A 24264-nucleotide genomic window follows, 5' to 3' on the forward strand; every position below is an offset into this window, starting at 1 on the left:
GAAGCCCGGAAGCCCGGAAGCCCGGAAGCCCGGAAGCCCGGAAGCCCGGAAGCCCGGAAGCCCGGAAGCCCGGAAGCCCGGAAGCGACCGGCGTGAATTCGTGCCGGTTCGTACGCATCTTCGATTACGTGAACGGCCCTAAAAGGACGCTCAGTTGCCGATCGCGTTGTACGCGGCAAGCCAGCCCGAGGCCATCCGGTCCCCGCGCGTGAACACCACCGCGCCGCAGCCTTCCGCCTCCGGGTCCGGTGTCGTGTGGGTCGCGCGCTCGGCGAGGAGGGCACGGTACTGGTCGGGGGGAAGCGCGCAGTCGCGGGGTGGTGTGGTGCCAGGCCAGTCCGGGGAGGTGATGCCACGGTCGCGGGCCGCGCGCCACAGACGGGGGACCAGGTGAGGGGCGAGCGGTGGCGTGGCCATGCGTTCGCACATCCACAGCAGACGGCCCGCGCCGCGCGTCGGGCCGAGGGCGCGCCAGCGGATGCGCTGGGCGAGGTCGGACGCGACGACGCCGATCCAGGGGTGCACCGCGTCGAGCGGGCCCTGCGCGCCGAGCCACGCGAGGTAGCGGCGGGCCTCCTCCAGAACGTTGGTCATGCTCTCCACGGGGATGCCGAGGACATAGCCCGAGCGGCCGCGGAAGAGGTGGGGGCTGTGAGCGACGAGAAGGAGCACCGCTCGGGCGAGATCTCCGGCGACAGGCTTCGCCTCCTCGTCGGCCGGCTCGTCCACCGGCTCGGCGTCGGCACGCCCGCCGCCCCGCAGCGCCTGTAGGAGGGCCCGGCGCGCTCGGTCGGTGAAAGGAGCCTCTTCGAGTACGGGCAGGTGGATGCTGAGCAACGCCGCCAGCACGTCCTCGGCGTCTTCCGGCGACTCGGGGACAGGTGCTCGGCGCAGCGCCTCCGCCAGGGCGTGGGCGGGGTCCGTGTCGACCATGAAACGACTCGTCAGCTTCCCCAGTGCGGTGGGCTCCCAGCGTCCCTCTCCCCGGCCATGGAGGTGACCCGAGGTGAGCAGGAAACCGGCCGCCTCGTGGACCGGGTCGACGGAGTCGTGCCCCTGGTGCATGGCGAAGGAGCGGCCCCACCACTCCTCCGCGTCGGCCAGTGAGGACAACCGGCCCTGCACCGCCTCCGCGAGGAGATGGTCGGGTAGCCGGTCGTCAAGGCGGGACGTCACGGTGTAGCCGGCCGCCAGCCGGGCCTGCCACTCGGACCGGTCCGTCTCGTCGGTCAGGAGGAAGGCCCAGCCCTCCCGCTCGCCCGCGCCCACCCGGCCCGCCCGGCCGAACATCTGCTGGACCATCGAGACCTCCATGCGGTCCAGGCCGATGGTGGTGTCGCTGACGATCACGGCCCGGGCGGGCAGGTTCACCCCGGCCGCGACGGTCGAGGTCGCCACGAGTACGTCGGCCTCACGGCTCCGGAACGCCTGTTCCGCCTCGCGCTTGAAGGGCCAGTCGCGGTAGTGGAGCCGTACGCCCGCTTTGGTGCAGAGCCGCTCGACGGCCTCCGCGTCGTCGGCGTCCACCCTGGCCGTCGGGACGCCCCGGTCCGCCGCGAGGGCGAGCGCCGTCGCCCGTACCCGTCGTTTGCTGCCGCAGAAGACGAGGACACTGCCCCCGTCCTCGCTCACGGAACGCGTCAGGCTCACCGCGGCCTGCGTGCGCACCGCCGCGCGCGCGTTCCAGTCCGGGGCGTCCGCGGTGGGCAGCACCGGGAGCTGCCAGGTGAGCCGGGTGGGGCGCCAAGGGGTACGGACGAGGCGGGCACCGAGCCAGTCGGCGACCGCGTCGGCGTTCGCGGCGGTGGCCGAGAGCCCGACGATGCGTACGCCGGCGGTGTCCTCCCGTACGCGGGTGAGCAGGGCTTCGAGCAACGCGCCGCGGCTCGGGTCGCCGAGCAGATGGATCTCGTCGACCACCAGGCAGCTGACCTCGGCGAGCGCGTCGCGCAGTGAGCCGGCGCGACAGATGGACTCGAACTTCTCGGTGGTGGCCACCCAGAGGTCGGCCGTGCGGATCTGCTCGGCGTCGACGGCGAACTCGCCGGTCAGACGCACGACGCTGAGGCCGTGGTCGCGCCACAGGGCCAGTTCGCGGTCGAGTTCGTCCGTGAGCGAGCGCTGGGGGACCAGCCACGCCGCCTTGCGCCCCGCGGCGTGCGCCTTGAGTGCGGCGACCATGCCGATGGGCGTCTTGCCCGCCCCTGTCGGGGCCACGACGAGCAGGTGCGTGTCGTCGCGCATTACTTCGGGGACGGCGGCCGACTGCGCCGGATTGAAGGTGGGGTGCGGCAGTAGCGCGGCCCAGTCGCTGGGGACGAGCTCCGTGACGGGTGTGTACGCGGCGGATTCGGCCGCGGAGCCGCCCTCGCCTTCGCGTGCGGCCTCCGGGGGCTCCTCCAGTGCGTCCCACTGTGCCGCGAAGGAGTCGCGGGCGGCATGGGCGCCGGGTCCGGCGACCGGTGCCGCCGTTGCTCCCGTGGTGCGGGTGGGGTGCGCCACCAGGTCGGTTCGGCCGCCCATGTCGCCCACGGTTCCGACCTGTTCGGCCTCCACCCAGTACGCGGCCGAGCGGAAAGGTAGCCCGAGCGCGGTGAGACGGTCACGCAGGGGATCGAAGGCGGCGCCCGCCGGAAGGATCACCCGGACATCGTCGGCGGCGGCGACCGCGTCCTCGGGAGGCCGCCAGGCCGGGTCTGTCACCTTGCACCACAGGAGGGCGCGCTGTTCGGGCTCGCCCAGGGGCGGGAGGTCTCCGGGCCAGGCGGGGCGAGGCGACCGGGCCGCGGGTACGACCACCACCGTCGTAGCGGACCCGCCGCGGGACGAGACGTCGGAAGCGCCGCGGCCGTTCGCGGCGGTCAGCTGGGCGTAGGTCTTCAGCCCCAGGTCGGCAAGGGTGTACGCGGCCGGGCAGCCGGGGCAGACAAGTGCCACGTACCGGTAGACGCGGCCCGCCGACTCGTACGGTCGGCGCAGCGCGTGCAGGCGAGTCGCGCAGGTGGGGCAGGCGCTCGGTACCTCCTCGTCGTAACTCCACCCCGGTTCGGCGAAGCGCGGGAGGATCGTCCCGGTGAGCGTCACCCCCCAACGCTGCCGCAGCAGCCCGGCGACGGTCGCGTCCATGGTCATTTCCCCGTCCATGGGGCGACTCTGGCACTCCTGGATCCGCACCCGCCAGCCGTTTCGGGCCAAGGTCACACGGGCTGTTTCCGGGCCACCATCAGCCGGCACGCCGGGCTGCCGTCCGTCCGGCTGCCCAGGGCGTCGATCGCCGTCGTCTTCACGTCGAAGCCCGCCCGTGTCAGCCGGGCCCGTACGTCCGGCAGGCGGAAGGTGCGGTAGTACATGACGAAGGGTGGGCGCCAGATCGCGTTGCGTAGGCGCATCGTCGTGTCGAAGCCCAGGAGGGTCCAGTACGGGAGGGAGCCGACGCGGGGTGGGGCCGGGAGGGGGAAGGCGAGGAGGCCGCCCGGGCGGAGGGAGGTGTGGATCTGGCGGAAGAGGGTGAGCTGGTCCTTCGGGCGGAAGTGGCCGAAGGCGCCGAAGCTGACCGCCAGGTCGAAGGTGGGCGCGAACCCCAGCGCCAGGGCGTTCGCTCGGATCAAGGTCGCCTTGGGGTGGGCCCGGCGGGCCTCCGCCAGCATTCCCGCGCTGAAGTCGACGCCCGTGACCCGGCCCGCGCACAGCGAGCGGAGGACGGAGAGGCCCGCTCCCGTGCCGCAGCAGACGTCGAGGCCCGTGTCGAACGGGCCCAGCGGGCGCAGGGCCTCCGTCACCGCCGAAAGGACCCGGTCCGGGGTACGGAACGGCGTCGCGTCGAACTTCCCCGCCAGCAGGTCGTACCCGTGCTCCACCGAGGAGAGCGCCTGGACGGTCAGCTCACGGACGGTCGGGCCCTGAGGGGTGAACATGCTCCGACAGTACGCCGTCCCCCTGCGCCGGGATCAGGTTCCAGGACGGCGCGGTGCCCGTCAGTTGGCAGCACAGCAGATAGAGGGGGATGGGTGGCGTGTACGGCGATGTTCCGTCGGGGTGGTGGATCAGTCTGGGGCGGCGGTCCGGGATCTCCGCCCCGGGCGCGTAGCAGGACGGCAGCGGCCAGATCAGGTCCAGGTCCGAGCCCGTCGGGACCAGCCACCACCACCAGTCCGTGTCCGCGTAGACACAGCCCTTGGCGGGCAGCCGGGACAGGATGCGGAATCCGTAGCGCGCCGGAACGCCGACCGCGTCGCAGCCCAGGTTCGTACGGAAGCCCGGCGGGACGACGAGCCGCGTCGAGCCCGCATCGGCCGGGCCACCCGCGCCCGGCGTCCTGCGCGACCTCGGCGTCAGCAGGGTCGCCATCGACCTCAGCACGTGTGCCCCATGCCGTGGGCCAGTTCGGCCCAGACGACTCTGGCCGTGCCGTGTCCCGTACTGTCCGCTCCCCACGCGCTGCTCAGAGCCTCCACGAGCACCAGGCCGCGCCCGCGCTCCTCCTCGCCGCAGTCCCTGATCCGCGGGTCGGCCGCGCCGCCTTCGTCCCGTACCGCTATCCGCAACTGCTCTTCCCCCTCGCGCAGTTCGCAGACGACATGGCCGCTCGCGGTGTGCACGACCGCGTTGGTGACCAGCTCGGAGACGATCAGCGTCACCGTGTCGCGTATGTCCGGGGCGCAGCCCCAGAGGATGAGCCGCTCCTCCGCCAGTCTGCGGGCCCGCGAGACCGACGCGGTGCGGGCGGGGAGCTCGAAGGCGAACCTGCGGACGTCGTGGCGGTGCAGGTCGTGGCGGTGGGCATCGGTGCGTGGGCGCTGCTGCATGACGCGGTGGCTCATGAGGCCTGAGGGAAGCGCGTTACCAGAAGCCACGACCGGTTCCTCACAACAGTGGGTAAGCAGTGCCGTACGACGACCCCCGTGGCGGCGCGCGGCAGCAGCGCGTACTGGTTCACCGGAATACTTTGCTCCCGACGCGGACACTTGGCAAGTGGCACTCTGAAAATTGCAGAGTGCTGTGTTCTCTCTGGCTAGGTTCGTGGCACACTCAAGCCAAACAGCGCGTCGGGGAGGTCTGAGAGTGAGCGAGCCGCGGTCCGCCCCCACGGTGGGACAGGTCGTTCTCGGTAGACGTCTGCAGGATCTGCGCGAGCGGGCCGGCCTGAAGCGGGAGGAGGCCGCCAAGGTCCTCCGTGTCGCGCCGGCCACCATCCGCCGCATGGAGACCGCGGAAGTCGCGCTGAAGATTCCGTACGTACAGCTCCTGCTCCAGGCGTACGGCATCAACGAATCCGAGGCCGAGGCGTTCGTCGCCCTGGCCGAGGAGGCCAACCTGCCCGGCTGGTGGCAGCGGTTCCACGACGTGCTGCCCGGCTGGTTCTCCATGTACGTCAGCCTGGAGGGGGCCGCCAGCCTCATCCGTGCGTACGAACCGCAGTTCGTCCCCGGTCTGTTGCAGACCGAGGGGTACGCCCGCGCCATTCTGCGCAGCGGGGCGGTCGGTGGCAGCTGTGCCGAGGAGATCGAACGTCATGTAGCCCTGCGGATGGAGCGCCAGTCCCTGCTGACCAGGGAGGACGCCCCGCGGTTCTGGGTGATCATGGACGAGACGGTCTTCCGCCGACCGGTCGGCGACGGGCCCGAAGTGATGCGCGACCAGCTCGACCGGCTGCTCGAAGCGTCCGAGCTGCCGAACGTCACCCTGCAGATCGCGGAGTACGCGTCCGGCCACCACCCCGGCACCTATGGACCGTTCGTCCTCTTCCGCTTCGCCGTGCCCGAACTCCCGGACATGGTCTACAGCGAGTACCTGACCGGTGCCGTCTATCTCGACGCGCGCCCGGAGGTGGCCTCCCATCTCGAGGTCATGGACCGGATGGCGGCCCAGGCCGCGACTGCACAACGCACGAAGGAGATCCTCCGGGGTCTCCGCAAGGAGCTGTGAATGGATCGCATATACAACGGCATGCCCGCCGCGGATCTCGGTGTCGATGGCTGGCACAAGCCGTGGAGCGGCGGGAACGGGGGCAACTGCGTGGAGGCCATGAAGCTGGCCGACGGCAGAGTCGCCGTGCGACAGTCCGCAGACCCTGAGGGACCCGCGCTCATCTACACCCACGGCGAGATCGCCGCGTTCATCCAGGGAGCGAAATCCGGTCAGGCCGACTTTCTGCTCACCTGACCCCTTCCGTCACACCCCTACCGTCGCGTAACTCTTGCTGCAGTACCAGTAGTTCCACTCCCGGACCAGGAGCCCCGATGACCCAGGACCCCGCAGCCGCAGCCGTACGGATCGACACCAGCAAGCCGCACCCCGCGCGGATGTACGACTGGTTCCTGGGCGGCAAGGACAACTACCCCGTCGACGAGGAGATGGCCAAGCAGCTCCTCACCCTCGACGCCCGAGGCCGGGACATGGCCCGGGTCAACCGCGCCTTCATGCACCGCGCCATCCGCTGGCTCAGCGCCAACGGCGTCCGCCAGTACCTGGACATCGGCACCGGCATCCCGACCGAGCCCAACCTGCACCAGATCGCCCAGCAGGCCGCGCCCGAGTCGCGGATCGTCTACTGCGACAACGACCCGATCGTGCTCGCGCACGCGGCCGCCCTGCTGCGCTCGACCCCCGAAGGGGCCACCGAGTACATCCAGGCGGACGCCCGCGACCCCGAGACGATCCTCGAAAGAGCAGGGAAGGTCCTTGATTTCGACCGGCCCATCGCTCTGTCGATGCTGGCCCTGCTGCACTTCGTCGGGGACGAGGACGGGGCGGACGAGCTGGTCCGCAAGCTCGTCGACCAGCTGGCCCCGGGCAGCTACCTCGTCCTCTCGCACGTCACCGGGGACTTCGACCCGAAGGGTGCGGCGAAGGCCACCGCGATGTACAAGGCCCGGGGGCTGACCCTGCGGCCGCGCTCGCGCGACGAGCTGGCCGCGTTCTTCGACGGCCTGGAGCTCGTGGAGCCCGGGGTCTCGCTCACCGCCGAGTGGCACCCGGAGCTCGGCGAGGTCGTCCCCGTCCAGGGCGACGACCCGATCCCGGGCTGGGCCGCCGTCGGCCGCAAGGTCTGATCTGACCCCTCCCGTACGCACACGTCGAGGCCCGCGGACCGAGGAACGGTCCGCGGGCCTCACCCGTCAGCCCTGCGGCCCGACAGCCCCGCCCGGCTCGACCAGCGTCACCAGGAACGATTTCGCCGGCCCCACGTTTCCCGCCGCGTCCACCGTCCGGTACTCGACCGTGTGCGTGCCGTAGTCCGGTGTGGCGTCGTCCCAGGGCACCGCCCGGCTCCGGCCCAGCTTCCCGTAGACGAGGTCGTCGATGACCGTGCCGCCCGGGGTGAAGCGGAACGGCGCCTCGGCGTCGGTCGGCCAGCCGTAGTACGTGTACCAGCCGTCACCGTCCACCCGGAACTGGCGTACCACCGAACCCGGTTGGTCGTCGACCGCCGACAGCTTCATCGTGAACGGGCCGTCGTAGACGTACTCGACGGGCCTGCCGGGCCGGTTCACCGTCCGCAGCGGCGTGGACAGTTCGTACGAAGCCGTCGCCGGCCGGGCGTCCACCGCCCACCTCAACTCGGCGTCCGTGCCCGGGATCCGGGCGGTGAGGCTGTGCGTGCCCGGGGCGAGACGCAGCGAACGCAGGTCCAGGTCACGGTCGTTGCCCGGATTCGCGACCGGCCGGCCGTCGAGCCGCCACCGGACGGCCAGGGTGCGGCGCGTCGGATGGGTGGTGTCCGCGTGGACCACCGAACGCGCGCCGACCGGAGAGGTCGTCGGGGTGTGGCCCGTGAACGCGGCCCCGGCGACGCCCTCCCCGGTGGTCAGCGCCCGGTCCACGGTCCAGCTCACGGTACGGGTGAGGGCCGCCGAGCCGCGTACCTCCGGGTCCCGCACGAACGGTGTCGGGTCGCTCACCGTCGCCGTCAGCGTGTGGGCGCCGGGGGAGAGGCGCAGCGCGCGCAGGTCGACGGTCCTCGCGTTGCCGGTCCTGAGCGGACGGCCGTCGAGCCGCCAGACGACGTCGAGTTCACCACCGAGCGGGTGCAGCGTGTCCACCCAGACCGTCCGATCGGCCCCGATCGGCGCCGAGTTGGGAGTGTGGTCCTGGACCAGGTTCACCTTCGCCGAGATCGCGCCCACCATCACCTCGCGCTCGACCTGGTCGAAGTCGTAGCCGAGCGTCTTCATGATCGAGTGCTTGCTCGGTCGCCAGACGCCCTTCGTGCTGTAGAGACCGCCCTCGTGCCGGCCGATGACCCCGCCGGCCTCGCTGGGTTCGCCCAGCCAGCGCCACCATTTGGCGCGCCGCTCCCGCATCTGCTCCTCGGACAGGAGGGTGTGGTGCGCCGAGGCCGGCTCCGTCCCCTGGTACGCGCCGCCCGCGACGCCGCGCGCGTAGTAGTCGTACTCGTCCTGGAGCCCGCCCAGCGAGTGGCCTATCTCGTGCGGGGTGATCAGTGAGGAGAGCGCGTTGCCGCCGGACGCGGTCGCGTAACTGCCGCCCGCGCCGCCGTAGGTGGCGCTGTTCGCGAGAGCCACGATCTGGCGGTTCGCGGGGCTCGTGCCCGGGACGAGGCCGGCCAGCGCGGCGGCCTTGGCGCTGTCCACGGTCAGCAGCCGCTGCACGCTGTTCGGGTTGCAGCCGCCCCAGAAGCCCATGTCCAGCGGGGTGTCGCGGCGGGGCGCGTCGAGCCCCGGATCGCAGTCCACGCCCGACTCCGGCGAAGGGACCTCCACCGCCCAGACGTTGATGTACGAGCGGTACGAGGCGAACGGCTCGATGCTCCACAGCACGCTCAGGTGCTTGTCGACGTCCGCCCGGAACTCCGCCCGCTCCCCGGCCGTGTAGCCGTCGCCGAGGACCACCAGGTTGAAGCGCTTGTCGGCCGGGCCGGTGAGCTGGACGGGGACGACGTCCGCGGCGGCCAGAAGAGGGTCGGCGGCGAGGACGGGGTCGGCGGCGGCGAGGACGGGGTCGGCGGGTGCCGGGGACTCGGCCACCGCCGGTCCGGCGCCGACCAGTCCCGCGGTCAGCAGACAGCCCGTCGTGAGACGGGCCATCGCCCTTCGAAAGCGTGTGCCAGGTGAGCTCATGGGGCGCGAGCGTATGCCGCGCCCCGCGTGTCGTAAAGATGTTCCCCGGACAGTCGTCCGGGCGTCGATTCAGCGGCGCAGGTACGCAAGTTCCGGATGCTCGGCGGTGTAGCCGTCGACCAGCCGACGCGCCACCGATACCGAGTCGACCAGCGGATGCAGCGCGAACGCCTTCACCGCCGTCGCCCGCGCCCCGCTCTCCGCCGCCGCGAGGACCTCGCGCTCGACGGCCTTGACCGCCGTCACCAGTCCCACCGCGTGGTACGGCAGCGGCGCCACCGAGACCGGATGCGCGCCCGCCGCGTCCACGAAGCAGGGCACCTCGATCACCGCGTCCGCGTCCAGGACCGAAAGGGTGGAGCCGTTACGGACGTTGAGGATGAGCGTGGCCCGTTCGTTGCGGGCGATCGCCCGCATCAGCGCCAGGGCCACCTTCTCGTACCCGCCCGACTCCAGGTCCTCCTCGTCGCGCTCCCCGATCCCGGCCGCCTCCCGGTTGGCGGCCATGTAGGTCGCCTCCCGGTCGGCGAGCGTACGCCGCCAGGCGGCCAGCGGAGGCGTGTCCGGCCTGCCCATCTCCCGGTAGAAACCGGCCTGTTGGTCGCGCAGATAGGCGCCGCGCGTCCGCTCCGCCTGCTGGTACGCGTGGACGGCCTCGCGGTTGAAGTAGTAGTAGTGCAGGTACTCGTTGGGGATCGCGCCCAGCGAGCGCAGCCACTCCGGGCCGAAGAGCCGCCCCTCCTCGAAGGAGCCGAGCGCCTCCTCGTCCGCGAGCAGCCGCGGCAGCTCGTCCCGCCCGCCGACCCGAAGGCCCCGCAGCCAGCCCAGGTGATTGAGGCCGACGTAGTCGATCCACGCCTCGTCCGGGTTCGCGCCCAGGATCCGGGCGACCCGGCGGCCGAGCCCGACGGGGGAGTCGCAGATGCCGACGACCCGGTCGCCGAGCACCCGCGACATCGCCTCCGTCACCAGGCCCGCCGGGTTGGTGAAGTTGATGACCCAGGCGTCCGGGGCGAGTTCGGCGATCCGCCGGGCGATGTGCACCGCGACCGGTACGGTCCGCAGCCCGTACGCGATCCCGCCCGCGCCGACCGTCTCCTGACCGAGGACCCCTTCGGCGAGGGCGATCCGCTCGTCGGCGGCCCGGCCCGCCAGACCGCCGACCCGGATCGCCGAGAAGACGAAGTCCGCACCGCGCAGCGCCTCGTCCAGATCCGTCGTCGCCGTCACCACCGGGGCGTCCGGGACGCCCGCGCCCTGCTCCGTGAGGACCCGGGCGATCGCCGAGAGCCGTCCGCCGTCGAGGTCGTGGAGGGTCACGTGGGTGACCCTGCCCTCGGCGTGATCGCCGAGCAGGGCGCCGTACACCAGCGGCACCCGGAATCCGCCGCCGCCGAGAATCGTCAGTTTCATGCCCGTACGCTACTGGGATGCACGTACTGAGCAGCCGGATCCTGCTCCGGCCGGCCGACCCCGAACGCTCCCGCGCCTTCTACGGCGAGACCCTCGGGCTCACGGTGTACCGCGAGTTCGGCACCGGCCCCGACCGGGGCACCGTCTACTTCCTGGGCGGCGGATACCTGGAGGTCTCCGGGCGGGCCCCCACGCGCGAGCCCGCGCCACAACTGCGCCTCTGGCTCCAGGTGGCGGACGTGCGCGCGGTGTACGCCGAGCTGCTCGACAAGGCCGTGGAGATCCTGCGCGAGCCGGTGACCGAGCCCTGGGGGCTGGTCGAGATGTGGATCGCGGACCCCGACGGCGTCGAGATCGCCGTCGTCGAGGTCCCCGAGAACCATCCCCTCCGCTACCGCCCCTGAGCCACCCCTCCACTCACCCCACGTCGAGCGCGTTGCGCAGGCCGAGCCGGAAGCGCGCTCGGTCGTGGCGCTTGAGGGCCTCCAGCTCGGGCGCGCGGAACAGCGGCTGGACCGTGCAGCGCGCGGCCGTCGAGCCCGTACGGTCGAGCAGCGCGTTGACGGCCTGCCGGGCGGAGGCGTTGGCGCCCTCCATCGTGGCCAGGTCGATGTCGACGGCCACGTAGTCACCGGCCAGATAGAAGTTCGGGATCCGGGTGGCCGCCTGGGGCCGGTTGTGGAAGGTGCCGACCGGGTGGATGAGGAGCTGGTCGTCGTTGGTCGGGTTCGGGGTGCCGAGGCCGTCCACCCCCGGGTCCAGGAACCAGGAGTGCAGGGCGCCGTCCTTCAGGACCGTACGGCCCGTGTCGTTGAAGCCGGCCTTCAGCTGCGCCCACACCTCGCGCGCCACTTCCGTACGGGTGCACTGCTTGGCCGTCTTGCCGTACAGGATCCCGGGCCGGTCCCACTCCGAGACGTCCACCGACAGACAGTCCACGACCGACCCGTCGCCGTAGTCGGCCGGGAAGTTCCGCGTCGGCCAGTGGTGCGCCTGCTGGATGCAGGTGAGGGACCAGGGGGAGTCGATGAGGTTGGCGTGCCCGGCGAGCAGCGGCGCCCGCTCGGTCAGATAGAACTGGATGCCCGTCATCCAGTCCGTCTCCAGCTTGTCGCACCGGGCCAGCTGGGGATCGGCCGCCCTCAGCGCGGCGCCCCAGGTCCGCCGGGCGTGCTCCACCGGCATGGCGGAGACGTAGTGGTCGGCGGTGACCGAACGCCGTACGCCGTCCGGGTCCTCGATCACGGCCGCGGAGATCCGTCCGGCGGCCGCGTCGTACGCCATCTCGCGCACCGTCCAGCCGACCTTGAACTCCACGCCGAGGCCGGTCAGATGGTCGACCCACGGGTCGATCCACGCCTCGTTCGTCGGCAGGTCGAGGATGCGGTCGAGCGGTCCGTCGGCGCCCCGGCCGAGGGCGTTGAAGGCGAACGCCTCAAGCAGCGTGGCGACGGTACGGGTGCTGGCCTCCTCGGCCTTGGTGGCCACGATGTTCCGGGTGAGGCCGACGGCGAGGATGCGCTGGTAGTCGTAGCTCATCCGGTCGGCCCGCAGGAACTCCCACCAGGGCGTGGCCTCCCAGGTCCGGTCGCGGCGCTCGTCGCAGCTGGTGAGGAAGACCAGGAACCGGTTGACGAAGTACGCGGCCTCGTGGAGCGGGATCGAGCGCGCGGTCTCCAGCAGAGCGGTCAGGGCGCGGCGGATCTCGTCGAGGGTGAGCTCGGCGGGCTTGTGGCCCGGCCAGGGGAGCGGGATGCGCAGGTCCTCGCGGCCGGTGCGGGCGAAGGACATCTCGGCCGGTGCGACGAGGTTGTCCCAGACGCCGTTGGCGTTCCCGGGGAACGGGATGCGCCGCATCGTGTCGGGGAGGTTGTGATAGATCCCGGGGATGAAGCGGAAGCCGTGCTCGGCCGGGAGCGCGCGTCGGCCGCCCCTGGCGCTGTCGGGCACGTCCATCGAGCGGGCCTTGCCGCCGAGCGCCCGGCGCTCGTAGACGGTGACGCGGAAGCCGCGTTCGGCCAGCTCGTGGGCTGCGGTCAGTCCGGCGACGCCGCCGCCGAGGACGGCGACGGCCGGTGGTGCGGCCTGCTCGGCGCGGCCGGTCGTGGCGGCCGCGTGGGCCGGTACGGCTCCGACGCCTGCCGCGGCGGTCGCCGCGGTGACGGCGGCGGCCGTGGTGACGAAGGTGCGTCGCGAGGTGCCCGTACGGTTCATGCCCCAGCCCCTTTGCCTTACCGGCGGTAACGGTCACGTCCGGCGCAGGAGCATAAGGGCGTCGATCGGCTCCCGGAAGTGCCGTACGGGCCACCCGGCACACATGGCGCGATCCCGCCCCTCCCGTACAGGCGATCCCGCCCTTCCCGCACGAGCGAACCCGCCTCTCCCGTACAACCGATCCCACCCGTCCCGCACCAGGGACAATGACGTCATGCCCCGACGCACCACCCGCCCCAAGCGGCGCCCCGCCACGTCTCCCGCGCCCGCCGTGACCGAGTCCTCGCCCTGCCCCTGCGGCCTGGCCGCTCCGTACGGCGAGTGCTGTGGACGCTTCCACGCGGGCCCCGCCACCGCGCCCACCGCCGAACTCCTCATGCGCTCCCGCTACAGCGCCTTCGTCGTGCGCGACGCGGCGTATCTGCTGCGGACCTGGGCCCCGGAGACCCGCCCCGCCGAGGTCGACTTCGACCCGTCGATGCGCTGGGCGGGCCTGGAGATCCGCGAGACGACCGACGGGACCGCCTTCCACCAGTCCGGGACCGTCACCTTCGTCGCCCGCTACACCCACGCGGGCGAGCAGGGCTCCCTCCACGAGCGCAGCCGGTTCCGGCGCCACGACGGCGCCTGGGTGTACGTCGACGGCGATTTCATCGACGAGGACTGACTAAGACGAGGACCGACCACGACGAGGACCGACCACGACGAGGACCGACCACGACGAGGACCGACCACGACGAGGACCGACTACGACGCGACGCCGACCTGCTCCCGCCGCCCCCGCGGCATCCCCTGCGCCAGGTCCTCCGCGATCAGCTTCTTCGTGATGGCGTCCGTCGCCGCCCGCAGCTCCGGCCCGCTGGGCCGGCCGGTCTCCCGCTCGACCCGGTCGCTGAGCCAGTCCCCCCAGGCGTGCGTGATCACCTCGGCCTCCCGCCGCCCCGCCTGGGTGTGCGAGAGGAGGTTGCCGTCCCGGGTCAGGAACCCCTCGTCGACCATCCGCTCGAAGACCGGCAGCAGGACCTCCGGGGGGACCCGCCGGCCGGCCGAGATCAGGCCGAGGCTGGCGTGCCCGACCGTCCGGGTGAAGAGCTCCACCTGCATCACCGCCCACGCGCCCGCCGTGTCGAGCCGGGTGTCGGAGTTGGCGACGATCCGGCGCGCGGTGTCCAGGTCCGTCTTGCGCAGGATCCTGCCGACGGAGAGTTCGAGCAGCTTGGCCGAGTCGCCCGAGGACGTCGGCGACGCGAAGCCCTCACCCATGTCGGGCGCCGAGGCGCGGGCGGTGTCCCGGAGCGGGACCTCCTTGAGGAAGAGCGCGACGACGAAGCCGATCGCCGCGACCGGCACCGTCCAGAGGAAGACCGTGTGCAGGGTGTCCGCGTACGCCTGGACGATCGGCGCCGCCACGTCGTCCGGCAGCCCGTGGACCCCGGCCGGGCTCGTCGCGGCCTCGGCGATGGCCGACGGCTGCAGGCCCGGCCCGGCGATGGCGGCCGCCTCGCCGACGCCCTCGGCCAGGTTCGGCTTCAGGGAGTTGGCGTAGATCGTGCCGAAGACCGCCGTGCCGAAGGAGCTGCCGAGCGTACGGAAGAAGGTGACGCCCGAGGTGGCGGTGCCGAGGTCGGCGTAGTCCACGGTGTTCTGCACGGCGATCGTGAGCACCTGCATGCACAGCCCGATGCCGGCGCCGAGCACGAACATGTACAGCGACTCCAGCCAGGCACTGGTCTCGGTGTCCATGAGGGACAGCAGGAAGAGGCCGACGCCCATCACCAGACAGCCCACGATGGGGAAGATCCGGTAGGTTCCGGTCTTGCTGACCACGTTGCCGCTGTAGATCGAGGCGATCAGCAGACCGATCACCATGGGGAGCGTACGGATGCCGGAGATCGTGGCCGAGTCGCCGTCGACGTACTGGAGGTACGACGGCAGGAAGGTCATCGAGCCGAGCATCGCGAAGCCGACCACGAAGCTCAGCACGGAACAGACGGTGAAGACCGGATTGGCGAACAGCCGCATGGGCAGCATCGGTTCGGCGGCCCGGGTCTCCACCCAGCAGAAGAGCGCGAGCGCGATCAGTCCGCCGGCGAAGAGGCCGATGATGACCGCGGAGCCCCAGGCGTACTCGTTCCCGCCCCAACTGGTCGCCAGGATCAGGGCGCTGGACCCGGCGGCGACCAGCGCGATGCCCGCGTAGTCGATGATCGGCTTGCTCGCGGACCGTACGGACGGGATGGTGCGGGCGGCGGCGATGACGACCAGGATCGCGATGGGGACGTTCACGTAGAACGCCCAGCGCCAGCTCAGATGGTCGGTGAACAGCCCGCCGAGCAGCGGCCCGATGACGGTGGAGACGCCGAAGACGGCGCCGATCGCGCCCTGGTACTTGCCGCGGTCGCGCAGCGGGATCACATCGGCGATCAGCGCCATCGAGGTGACCATCAGCCCGCCGGCGCCGATGCCCTGCAGGCCGCGCCAGAGGATCAGGAGCGTCATGTTGCCGGCGAGGCCGCAGAGGAACGAGCCGGTGATGAAGACGATCGCGGAGATCTGGAAGATCACCTTGCGGCCGAACAGGTCACCGAACTTGCCGACCAGGACGGTGGCGACCGTCTCCGCCAGCAGATAGGCGGTGACCACCCAGGACATGTGGGCGGCGCCGCCGAGGTCCGAGACGATGGTCGGCAGGGCGGTGCCGACGATCGTCTGGTCCAGCGCCGCGAGCAGCACGCCGAGCATGATCGTGCCGAAGACGATGTTGCGGCGGCGGCTGTCGAGCACGGGCGGCTCGGCGGCCGGGGGCGCTGGGACGGCTTCGCTGGTGGTGGTCACCCTCGCAGCCTCACACCGGGCGGCCCCGCCCGCATGCGGGGGACGCCCGAACCGGTGCGGCGCCGGGGCGGCACCCCGAACGGGTCAGCGCGGGGGCCGGACGGGACGGCACCCCGAACGGCCCTGCGCGCGCCCGGTGGCACCCCGAACGGCCCAACGCCCGCGCGCCGACCGCTAGCGCGGGGTCACCGGAAGCAGCGGGTGGTGCTTGGCGAGGATCTTGTTCGCCCGGGCCAGCGCGGCCAGCGCGTGCTCGCGGTCCGCCCGGTCCTCCGCGCAGAGCGGCCCCCGGAACCTCAGCACCTCGCGCGCCGCGCAGTCGGCGTCGACCTCCGCCTGCAGCACGTGCAGCGGCAGGCAGGACCCGATCATGGCGGCCACACGATCGGGGATCGGGACGGGTACGAGGGGCGAGGGCGAGGTGATCACGGGTCAGTCCTTGTGGGTACGGGTATGGGTGTGGGGTCTCCCTCTCTCATACGTACAGGATGGGGTTCCGGGTTCGGAGACGGGGATGTCTCCGTGGGGCAACGGCCCCGGGCCCCTTCGGCGGGGCGTGCGGACGGTCCGGGCGCGCTCTCGGGCCGCGGCCCGACCGCCCCGACGGTGTTCCTGCAGGTGCGCGCCGCGCGGGCCGATCTTCCTCCCCGAGCCGCCTCCGGACTCGCTCGGTTGTTCGCCGAACGGAGACTCGGGAGCCCGCATGTGGATGTGAAGCATCTCACTCCCGGCGGCACGGGCCGGTCGACGGAAACCTCGCCGGAGGAGACCGTGTGCGGAAGGTTGAAATCTGGTTACGTGTGGGTAAGTTGACTGGTCGGTAAGTCCGGAGGTCCCGCTCGTCCCCGTCCGCACCGCCGCGAACAGGAGCCCCGCCATGGGCGTACGCAAGGACTTGAAGCAGGCGAGGAGCCGCCCCGAGCTGCGCGACCGCTTCCCCGTCCGGCTCGTGCGGGAGGACGGTGTCGTCCGCGAGGCGCACACGGCTCCGCCGACCGGGCCGCCGCCCTCCGGAACGCCGGCCGACATCCCCTTCGTCCACGCGGCCGAGGACCCCGGGTCGATCGTCATCCGCCGTCAGGAGCACGGGAACTGGCGGCCCGTCACCGCAGCCGAGTTCGCCGGGGACGTGCTGGCCGTGGCGAAGGGGCTGATCGCGGCCGGCGTCGAACCCGGCGCGCGGGTCGGGCTGATGGCACGTACCGGATACGCCTGGGCCGTGCTCGACTTCGCCATCTGGTCGGCCGGCGGGCAGACCGTCCCCGTCTACCCCACCTCGTCGCCCGACCAGGTCGGCTGGATCCTGCGGGATTCCGGCGCCCGGCACGTCGTCACCGAGAGCGCCGAGCACACCGCCGTCGTGGCCGAGGCCGCCGCCACGCTCCCCGAACCAGTCCGGACCTGGCAGACCGACTCCGGAGGCCTGGCCGAACTCGCCGTTCTCGGGGCGGAGATCGCCGACGCGGTCCCGGCCGCGCGCCGCGCCGCGCTCACCCCTGACACCGTCGCGACCCTCTGCTACACGTCCGGGACCACCGGCCGCCCCAAGGGCTGCGCCCTCACCCACGGCAACCTGCACGCCGAGGCGCACGCCACCGTCGAACTGCTCCATCCGGTCTTCAAGGCGGTGACCGGGCAACCGGCCTCGACCCTGCTCTTCCTGCCCCTCGCCCACATCCTCGGCCGCGTCATCCAGATCGCCTGTCTCATGGCGCGCATCGAGATCGGCCAGTTCCCCAGCATCAAACCCGACGAACTCCGCCCGGAACTCCGCCGGTTCAGGCCGACGTTCGTCGTCGGCGTGCCCTACCTCTTCGAGAAGATCCACGACACCGGCCGGGCCACCGCCGAGAAGCTCGGCCGCGGCGCCTCCTTCGACCGCGCCGACGCCATCGCCGTCCGCTACGGCGAGGCCTCCCTGGGCCATGTCCTCGGCGCAGGACCCCGCCCCGGCGCCGGGCTGAGAGCCGCCCACGCCCTCTACGACGCGCTCGTCTACCGGCGCATCCGCAAGGAGCTCGGCGGGAACCTGCGGTACGCCATCAGCGGCGGCTCCCCGCTCGACGGCGCCCTCAGCCACTTCTTCTACGCCGCCGGTGTCCTCGTCTACGAGGGCTACGGCCTCACCGAGACCAGTGCGGCCGCGACCGTCACCCCGCCCCTGGCACCACGACCCGGCACCGTCGGCCGGCCCGTGCCCGGCACAGCCGTCCGGATCGCCGACGACGGCGAGGTCCTCCTCAAGGGCCCGATCGTCTTCAGCGCCTACTGGAACAACCCCGAGGCGACCGCGGAGGTGCTACGGGACGGCTGGTTCGCCACCGGCGACCTCGGCGCCCTCGACGAGGAGGGCCATCTCGTCATCACCGGCCGCAAGAAGGACATCCTGGTCACCTCGGGCGGCAAGAACGTCTCCCCGGCCGTCCTGGAGGACCGGCTGCGCAGCCGCCCGCCGGTCGGTCAGTGCCTGGTCGTCGGCGACAACCGCCCGTACATAGCAGCGCTCGTCACCCTCGACCCCGAGGCGATCCAGCACTGGCTGGCCGTCCGTAAACGCCCGGCGGACACGCCCGTTGCCGCGCTCGCCGAGGACCCGGAGCTGCTCGCCGACATCCAGAAGGCCGTCGACCACGCCAACCGGGCCGTCTCCCGGGCCGAGTCGATCCGCCGGTTCCGTGTCGTGCCGGGGGAGTTCAGCGAGGAGAACGGCATGCTCACCCCGTCCCTCAAGGTGAAGCGGCACGCGGTCATGGCGGCGTACGGCACGGAGATCGACGCCCTGTACCGCTGACGGCCGTGTCCGGGCCGGGCCGTGCCCGGGCCGCTACGCCAGCACCTCGGACAGGTCGTACGACACCGGCTCCTCCAACTGCCCGTAGCCACAGGACTCCGGGGCCCGGTCCGGCCGCCACCGCTTGAACTGTGCCGTGTGCCGGAACCGGTCGCCCTCCATGTGGTCGTACCCCACCTCGCACACCCGCTCCGGCCGCAGCGCCACCCACGACAGGTCCTTCTTCCCCGACCAGCGGCTCGGCGCACCCGGCAGCCGGGCCCCCATGTGCGCGGCCTCGTCGGCCCAGGCCGCCCACGGGTGTCCGACGGGCGGGTCCATCCGCAGCGGCTCCAGCTCGGCGATCAGCTCCTCGCGGCGCTTGGCGGTGAAGGCGGCGCAGACCCCGACGTGCTGGAGGGTGCCGCCGTCGTCGTACAGCCCGAGCAGCAGCGAGCCGACGACCGGGCCGCTCTTGTGGAAGCGGTAGCCGGCCACCACCACGTCGGCCGTCCGCTCGTGCTTGACCTTGTACATCAGCCGTTCGTCGGGCCGGTACGGCAGATCCAGCGGCTTGGCGATCACCCCGTCCAGGCCCGCCCCCTCGTACTGCTCGAACCAGCGCGCCGCGACCTCCGGATCCGTCGTCGCGGGCGCCAGATGGACCGGGGCGTCGACCCCGTGCAGGGCCTCCTCCAGGGCGGCCCGCCGATCGGTGAGGGGCGTTTCGAGCAGCGACTCGTCGCCGAGGGCGAGCAGGTCGAAGGCGATGAACCGGGCCGGGGTCTTCTCGGCCAGCATCCGCACCCGCGAGTCGGCCGGGTGGATGCGCTCGGAGAGCCGGTCGAAGTCCAGCCGCCCGTCGTGTTCGATCACGATCTCGCCGTCGACCACGCAGCGCCGGGGCAGCCGGCGGAGCAGGGCGTCGACCAGCTCGGGGAAGTAGCGGGTCAGCGGCTTGCCCGTACGACTGCCGATGACCAGCTCGCCCCCGTCCCGGTGCACGATGGCGCGGAAGCCGTCCCACTTGGCCTCGTACTGCATGCCCGGCGGAATCTTCTTCACGGACTTGGCCAGCATCGGCTTCACGGGCGGCATCACCGGGAGATCCATGGACTGATTGTCCGGTATGCGGGGAGTGTCGGCGAGCCCTACGCTGACACGCATGGCGAGCAAGGCGGCAGCGGTCGAACTGGAAGTCGGAGAGCGGACCGTACGCGTCTCCAATCCGGAGAAGGTGTACTTCCCCGAACCCGGCTACACCAAGCTCGACATGGTCAGCTACTACCTCGCCGTCGGCGACGGCATCACCCGCGCCCTGCGCGACCGGCCGACGACCCTGGAGCGCTACCCCGACGGGGTGACGGGCGAGTCCTTCTTCCAGAAGCGCGCCCCCAAGTACCTCCCTGACTGGATCCCGACCGCGCACATCACCTTCCCCAGCGGCCGGTCCGCCGACGAGATGTGCCCGACCGAGCCCGCGGCCGTCCTGTGGGCGGCCAACCTCGGCGCGGTCACCTTCCACCCCTGGCCGGTACGGCGCGAGGACACCGACCACCCCGACGAGCTGCGCATCGACCTCGACCCCCAGCCCGGGACCGACTACACCGACGCCGTCCGCGCCGCGCACGAGCTGCACGCCGTCCTGGACGAGCACGGACTGCGCGGCTGGCCCAAGACCTCGGGCGGGCGCGGCCTGCACGTCTTCGTGCCGATCGAACCGCGATGGACCTTCACCCAGGTCCGTCGCGCGGCCATCGCCTGCGGCCGGGAGCTGGAGCGCCGGATGCCGGACCGGGTGACCATCAAGTGGTGGAAGGAGGAGCGCGGCGAGCGGATCTTCGTCGACTACAACCAGACCGCCCGCGACCGCACGATCGCCTCCGCGTACTCCGTACGCCCCCGTCCGCACGCCCCCGTCTCCGCGCCGCTGAACTGGGACGAGATCGACGACGCCACGCCCCGGGACTTCGACATCAAGACCATGCCGGCCCGGTACGCGGAGGTGGGCGACGTCCACGCCGACATGGACGACCACCGGTTCAGCCTGGAGAGCCTGCTGGAACTGGCCCGCCGCGACGAGGCGGAACACGGCCTCGGCGACCTGCCGTACCCGCCCGAGTACCCGAAGATGCCGGGCGAACCGAAGCGGGTCCAGCCGAGCAGGGCGAAGAAGACGACCGACTGACGACCGACTGACGGCGGACTGGCGACCGACGCGATCGGCTCGAAGAACCTGGCCGGCGGCCACGCGAGAAGGGGTCCTGACGGCTCCCGGCGGGGGTGTCGGCACGCGTACACGGGGGGCACGGGTGGGTCGACCAGCCCCCGCGCCCGCCCCGTGCCAACGGCCGTACAGGACCTTTCCCGACTCGCCCCAAACCCCTCCTGAGCTGGGCTTTCACCTCGAACTCGCCTAGCGTTCGGGCATCGGGAAAGGGGTGCCGGATGGACCGGAACATACGTGACGTCGACGATGTGCTGAAGCTGCTCGACGGACTCTTCGCACCGGAGTACGACCGCTGGACCGCCGACGGGGCCGGCTGGTGGAACGGCTTCTACGGCGACCGCTCCAAGGACGTGCCGTTCTTCGTCGCGAAGCCGGACGAAAGCCTTGTCTCGTACGTCGAACGCGGACCGGTGGCCCCCGGCCGGGTCCTCGACCTGGGCTGCGGCCCCGGGCGCAACGCCCTGTACCTGGCGTCCCTCGGGTTCGAGGTGGACGCCGTGGACCTCTCAGACGAGGCGCTCGACTGGGCGCGGCAGCGGGCGGCGGAGGCCGGCGCGGAGGTGCGGTTCCACCACGGGGACGCCTTCGAACTCGCCGGGAGCGCGCTCACCGGGCCGTACGACCTGATCTGCGACTCGGGGTGCTTCCACCACCTGCCGCCGCACCGCAGGGTCAGCTACCTCGCCCTGCTCGACCGGCTCCTCGCGCCCGGCGGGCACCTCGCCCTGACGTGTTTCGCGTCCGGCGGTATGGGCTCGGAGCTGCCCGACGCCGCGTTCTACCGCGATGCGCGCCTGCACGGCGGGCTCGCCTACACCGCGGACTCGCTGCGCTGGATCTTCGCGGAGCTGACGGAGGTCGAGCTGCGCCGGATGCGGGACGAGCCGGCCGACTCCCCGCACTTCGGCGAGTCGTTCCTCTGGACGGCCCTCTTCCGTCGCCCGGACACCGACCCCGACGCCGATCCGGGCACGCTCACGAGCTGACCGCGCGAGGGCCCCTCATCCGGGGGAGACTCGGAGACGTACGCCCGAGACCGGGGGAACCCCGAAGGAGCGGTGCCATGCGCACGCGTTACGTCACCGGATCCCCGAACTGGATCGACCTCGGCACCCCGGACATCGACCGGGCGGCCGCCTTCTACCAGGGTGTCTTCGGCTGGGACTTCGTCTCCGCGGGTCCCGAGGCCGGCGGGTACGGGATGTTCCGCTCCGGCGGCGAGACCGTCGCCGGTGGCATGAGCATCGCCCCCGGGGAGGGCGGCCCGCCCGCCTGGACCGTGTACTTCCAGTCGCCCGACGCCGAGGCCACGGCCAAGGCGGTGCGGGCGGCCGGCGGCACGGTCCTGTCCGAGCCGATGGACGTCTTCGACCTCGGCCGCATGGCGCTCTTCGCCGACCCCGCGGGCGCCGGCTTCGCCACCTGGCAGCCGGGCGCGAACAAGGGCCTCGACCTCGTCGACGGCCCGAACTCCCTGACCTGGGCCGAGCTCTACACCCCGGACGTGGACGCGGCCGTCGCGTTCTACGGCTCGGTCTTCGGCATGGAGACCTCCACCATGCCGATGCCGGGGAACACCGGCACGTACATCATGCTGAACCCGGCGGGACAGGGCGAGGAGGCGACGTTCGGCGGTGTCGTGCCGCTCGACCTCGACCCCGTCGAGGCGGGCGAGGGCCCGTCCTGGCTCGTCTACTTCGAGGTGCCGGACACGGATGCGGCCGTGGCGGCGGCCGAACGTCTCGGCGGTACGGTGCGGCTCGCCGCGATGGAGATGGAGGCCGTCGGCCGGATGGCGAAGCTCGCCGACCCGTTCGGCGCGCGGTTCGCGGTGATCACCAGCACTCCGCCAGAGGAAGCGGCCTGAGTCCCGTTCGGTACGGGCCGTACGCGCCGGGCGGAAATGACCCGGCGCGCCGCATTGATCGAACGTTGAGGGACTGTTTACGGCCGACCGGCAACGTATCGGCCATGCAGACCGACACCACCGTGATGACCGCCCCGGCCGCCCCCGACATGTCCTGGCAGGAGAACGCCCTGTGCGCCCAGGCCGGGCCGGAATTCTTCTTCCCGGCTCCAGGCTCCTCGACCCGCGAGGCCAAGCAGTTGTGCGGGGCGTGCGAGGGGCGGGTCGCCTGTCTCCAGTACGCGCTCGAGAACGACGAGCGGTTCGGGGTCTGGGGCGGCCTCTCGGAGAAGGAGCGGGGGCGGCTGAAGAGCACGGGAGGCCCCCGCCGCCGACTCCGCCACTGAGCGGTACCCCGCCCCTGCGCGGTACCGCGGCCTTGAGCAGTGCCCCGCCCCTGAGTGGTACCTCAGCGCGTCAGCCCGCCGCGCGGGCCGCCATGCGTGCCTTGCGGGCCGCCAGCTTCTCGTCGAACTTCGACGCCTCGCTGTCCAGGCCGTTCATGTACATCCCCAGCTCGTCCTGGGCCTTCAGGCCCTCCGGGCCGAGGCCGTCGATCTGGAGCACCTTGAGGAAGCGCAGCACGGGCTGCAGCACGTCGTCGTGGTGGATCCGCATGTTGTAGATCTCGCCGATCGCCATCTGCGCGGCCATCCGCTCGAAGCCCGGCATGCCGTGTCCGGGCATCCGGAAGTTGACGACGACGTCCCGCACGGCCTGCATGGTCAGGTCCGGGGCGAGCTCGAAGGCCGCGCCCAGCAGGTTGCGGTAGAAGACCATGTGCAGGTTCTCGTCGGTGGCGATGCGCGCCAGCATCCGGTCGCAGACCGGGTCGCCGGACTGGTGGCCGGTGTTCCGGTGCGAGATGCGGGTGGCCAGCTCCTGGAAGGCGACGTACGCGACCGAGTGCAGCATCGAGTGCCGGTTGTCGGACTCGAAGCCCTCGCTCATGTGCGCCATCCGGAACTGCTCCAGCTTGTCCGGGTCCACGGCGCGCGAGGCCAGCAGATAGTCACGCATGACGATGCCGTGGCGGCCCTCCTCGGCGGTCCAGCGGTGCACCCAGGTGCCCCAGGCGCCGTCGCGGCCGAAGAGCGAGGCGATCTCGTGGTGGTAGCTGGGCAGGTTGTCCTCGGTCAGCAGGTTGACCACGAGGGCGATCTTGCCGACCTCGGTGACCTTGGACTGGGACGGGTCCCAGGCCTCGCCGTCCTCGAAGAAGCCCGGGAAGTTCCGGCCGTCGGACCACGGCACGTACTCGTGCGGCATCCAGTCCTTGGTGACCTTGAGGTGCCGGTTCAGCTCCTTCTCCACCACCTCTTCCAGCGCGTAGAGCAGCCGCGCGTCGGTCCACCCTGTCGAGCTGCCGAGGTGGGGAGAGGTGAGCGTCACGGGGACTCCTGGGGACGGAGAAGGGGGCACGGAAAATACCTACGCATTCGTAGGTTACGAAACCGTAGGTTAAGGCTCTGTAAGGCATCGGCCAAGCCCGTCTCGGCGATGTCCGGTTACGTTCCGTTATGTGAGCAGCTGGTGGGGGCGTACGGAGAGCCAGGTCACGACCCCGGGCGTTGGGGGGCGTCGTGATCATGGCTACTCAGAGCAGATGGTCGGCCTCCCCGGCCTTCACGGCCGAGATCAGTGCGCGCAGCGCCTCGACCGAGTCGCTCACGTACTCGCCGGGCGCGAGGGTCGAGCCGATGTAGGCACGGCCGGCGTCGTCGAGGCCGAAGCGGAAGCAGTTCGCGCCCTCGCTGCAGAAGGCCACGTTCCAGGCGATCTTCTCGGGGGCGGCATGATTCATGACGTTCATACG

The 24264-nt window shown here is 71.7% G+C and carries 22 protein-coding genes; 10 read left to right on the plus strand and 12 right to left on the minus strand.

Annotated features, from left to right (window positions below; genetic code table 11):
• Window positions 1-150: 150 nt before the first annotated feature.
• From Q5762_RS16385 to Q5762_RS16400, 4 genes are read right to left on the minus strand one after another with little or no spacing between them, the layout of a single operon-like run.
• On the minus strand, window positions 151-3144 hold the full coding sequence (locus Q5762_RS16385; protein WP_315892844.1) for a DEAD/DEAH box helicase: 2994 nt from the start codon (window positions 3142-3144) through the stop codon (window positions 151-153).
• A 53-nt stretch (window positions 3145-3197) separates the two neighbouring features.
• Entirely contained in the window at window positions 3198-3914 is a 717-nt protein-coding gene (locus tag Q5762_RS16390; RefSeq protein ID WP_315892845.1) for a class I SAM-dependent methyltransferase, read from the minus strand.
• Window positions 3883-4347: a hypothetical protein gene (locus tag Q5762_RS16395; protein WP_315893026.1), complete on the minus strand. Its 465-nt coding sequence runs from the start codon at window positions 4345-4347 to the stop codon at window positions 3883-3885. The genes Q5762_RS16390 and Q5762_RS16395 overlap by 32 nt, the downstream gene beginning before the upstream one ends.
• A 5-nt stretch (window positions 4348-4352) precedes the next feature.
• On the minus strand, window positions 4353-4805 hold the full coding sequence (locus tag Q5762_RS16400; protein ID WP_399495183.1) for an ATP-binding protein: 453 nt from the start codon (window positions 4803-4805) through the stop codon (window positions 4353-4355).
• A 256-nt stretch (window positions 4806-5061) separates the two neighbouring features.
• Between Q5762_RS16400 and Q5762_RS16405 the strand changes: the two genes are divergently transcribed.
• From Q5762_RS16405 to Q5762_RS16415, 3 genes are all read left to right on the plus strand, one after another.
• Entirely contained in the window at window positions 5062-5925 is an 864-nt protein-coding gene (locus tag Q5762_RS16405) for a helix-turn-helix transcriptional regulator (RefSeq protein WP_315892847.1), read from the plus strand.
• Complete coding sequence (locus Q5762_RS16410; RefSeq protein WP_315892848.1) at window positions 5926-6162, plus strand: DUF397 domain-containing protein; 237 nt, start codon at window positions 5926-5928, stop codon at window positions 6160-6162.
• A 77-nt stretch (window positions 6163-6239) separates the two neighbouring features.
• Window positions 6240-7052 (plus strand): SAM-dependent methyltransferase, encoded by an 813-nt coding sequence (locus Q5762_RS16415; RefSeq protein WP_315892849.1) that lies wholly within the window; start codon window positions 6240-6242, stop codon window positions 7050-7052.
• Between the two features lie 66 nt (window positions 7053-7118).
• On the opposite strand, the gene Q5762_RS16420 is transcribed toward Q5762_RS16415, so the two are convergent.
• Window positions 7119-9047 (minus strand): M64 family metallopeptidase, encoded by a 1929-nt coding sequence (locus tag Q5762_RS16420; RefSeq protein ID WP_315892850.1) that lies wholly within the window; start codon window positions 9045-9047, stop codon window positions 7119-7121.
• A gap of 102 nt (window positions 9048-9149) precedes the next feature.
• Window positions 9150-10493, minus strand: a complete 1344-nt coding sequence (locus Q5762_RS16425; protein WP_315892851.1) for a 6-phospho-beta-glucosidase — start codon at window positions 10491-10493, stop codon at window positions 9150-9152.
• 17 nt (window positions 10494-10510) lie between these two features.
• On the opposite strand from Q5762_RS16425, the gene Q5762_RS16430 reads away from it, so the two are divergent.
• Window positions 10511-10897: a VOC family protein gene (locus Q5762_RS16430; protein ID WP_315892852.1), complete on the plus strand. Its 387-nt coding sequence runs from the start codon at window positions 10511-10513 to the stop codon at window positions 10895-10897.
• Between the two features lie 13 nt (window positions 10898-10910).
• On the opposite strand, the gene Q5762_RS16435 is transcribed toward Q5762_RS16430, so the two are convergent.
• Window positions 10911-12707 (minus strand): FAD-dependent oxidoreductase, encoded by a 1797-nt coding sequence (locus tag Q5762_RS16435; RefSeq protein ID WP_315892853.1) that lies wholly within the window; start codon window positions 12705-12707, stop codon window positions 10911-10913.
• Between the two features lie 214 nt (window positions 12708-12921).
• Between Q5762_RS16435 and Q5762_RS16440 the strand changes: the two genes are divergently transcribed.
• Window positions 12922-13374 carry a YchJ family protein gene (locus tag Q5762_RS16440; RefSeq protein WP_315892854.1) on the plus strand — a complete coding sequence of 151 codons (453 nt, stop codon included), beginning with the start codon at window positions 12922-12924 and terminating at the stop codon, window positions 13372-13374.
• An 80-nt stretch (window positions 13375-13454) separates the two neighbouring features.
• Here the strand turns inward: Q5762_RS16440 and Q5762_RS16445 are convergent, their stop codons facing one another.
• Both Q5762_RS16445 and Q5762_RS16450 read right to left on the minus strand, forming a co-directional pair.
• Entirely contained in the window at window positions 13455-15542 is a 2088-nt protein-coding gene (locus Q5762_RS16445) for an MDR family MFS transporter (protein ID WP_315892855.1), read from the minus strand.
• Between the two features lie 174 nt (window positions 15543-15716).
• A complete protein-coding gene (locus tag Q5762_RS16450) occupies window positions 15717-15914 on the minus strand; it encodes a hypothetical protein (RefSeq protein WP_399495184.1) in 198 nt (65 codons plus the stop codon).
• Window positions 15915-16419: 505 nt separating this feature from the next.
• Here Q5762_RS16450 and Q5762_RS16455 point away from each other — a divergent pair.
• On the plus strand, window positions 16420-18333 hold the full coding sequence (locus Q5762_RS16455) for an AMP-dependent synthetase/ligase (protein ID WP_315892856.1): 1914 nt from the start codon (window positions 16420-16422) through the stop codon (window positions 18331-18333).
• Window positions 18334-18366: 33 nt separating this feature from the next.
• On the opposite strand, the gene Q5762_RS16460 is transcribed toward Q5762_RS16455, so the two are convergent.
• Entirely contained in the window at window positions 18367-19425 is a 1059-nt protein-coding gene (locus Q5762_RS16460; RefSeq protein ID WP_315892857.1) for an ATP-dependent DNA ligase, read from the minus strand.
• A 52-nt stretch (window positions 19426-19477) separates the two neighbouring features.
• Between Q5762_RS16460 and ligD the strand changes: the two genes are divergently transcribed.
• From ligD to Q5762_RS16480, 4 genes are all read left to right on the plus strand, one after another.
• Window positions 19478-20500: a non-homologous end-joining DNA ligase gene (gene ligD / locus Q5762_RS16465; protein ID WP_315892858.1), complete on the plus strand. Its 1023-nt coding sequence runs from the start codon at window positions 19478-19480 to the stop codon at window positions 20498-20500.
• Between the two features lie 260 nt (window positions 20501-20760).
• Window positions 20761-21528 carry a class I SAM-dependent methyltransferase gene (locus tag Q5762_RS16470; protein WP_315892859.1) on the plus strand — a complete coding sequence of 256 codons (768 nt, stop codon included), beginning with the start codon at window positions 20761-20763 and terminating at the stop codon, window positions 21526-21528.
• A gap of 77 nt (window positions 21529-21605) precedes the next feature.
• Window positions 21606-22409, plus strand: a complete 804-nt coding sequence (locus Q5762_RS16475) for a VOC family protein (RefSeq protein WP_315892860.1) — start codon at window positions 21606-21608, stop codon at window positions 22407-22409.
• Between the two features lie 104 nt (window positions 22410-22513).
• Complete coding sequence (locus Q5762_RS16480) at window positions 22514-22795, plus strand: WhiB family transcriptional regulator (RefSeq protein WP_315892861.1); 282 nt, start codon at window positions 22514-22516, stop codon at window positions 22793-22795.
• A gap of 70 nt (window positions 22796-22865) precedes the next feature.
• Here Q5762_RS16480 and Q5762_RS16485 read toward each other — a convergent pair whose 3' ends face one another.
• Both Q5762_RS16485 and Q5762_RS16490 read right to left on the minus strand, forming a co-directional pair.
• Window positions 22866-23840 (minus strand): acyl-ACP desaturase, encoded by a 975-nt coding sequence (locus tag Q5762_RS16485; protein WP_315892862.1) that lies wholly within the window; start codon window positions 23838-23840, stop codon window positions 22866-22868.
• A 205-nt stretch (window positions 23841-24045) separates the two neighbouring features.
• Window positions 24046-24261, minus strand: a complete 216-nt coding sequence (locus Q5762_RS16490) for a hypothetical protein (RefSeq protein WP_315892863.1) — start codon at window positions 24259-24261, stop codon at window positions 24046-24048.
• Window positions 24262-24264 lie beyond the last annotated feature (3 nt).

The sequence above is a fragment of the Streptomyces sp. P9(2023) genome (assembly GCF_032436795.1).
Classification (GTDB): Bacteria; Actinomycetota; Actinomycetes; order Streptomycetales; family Streptomycetaceae; genus Streptomyces.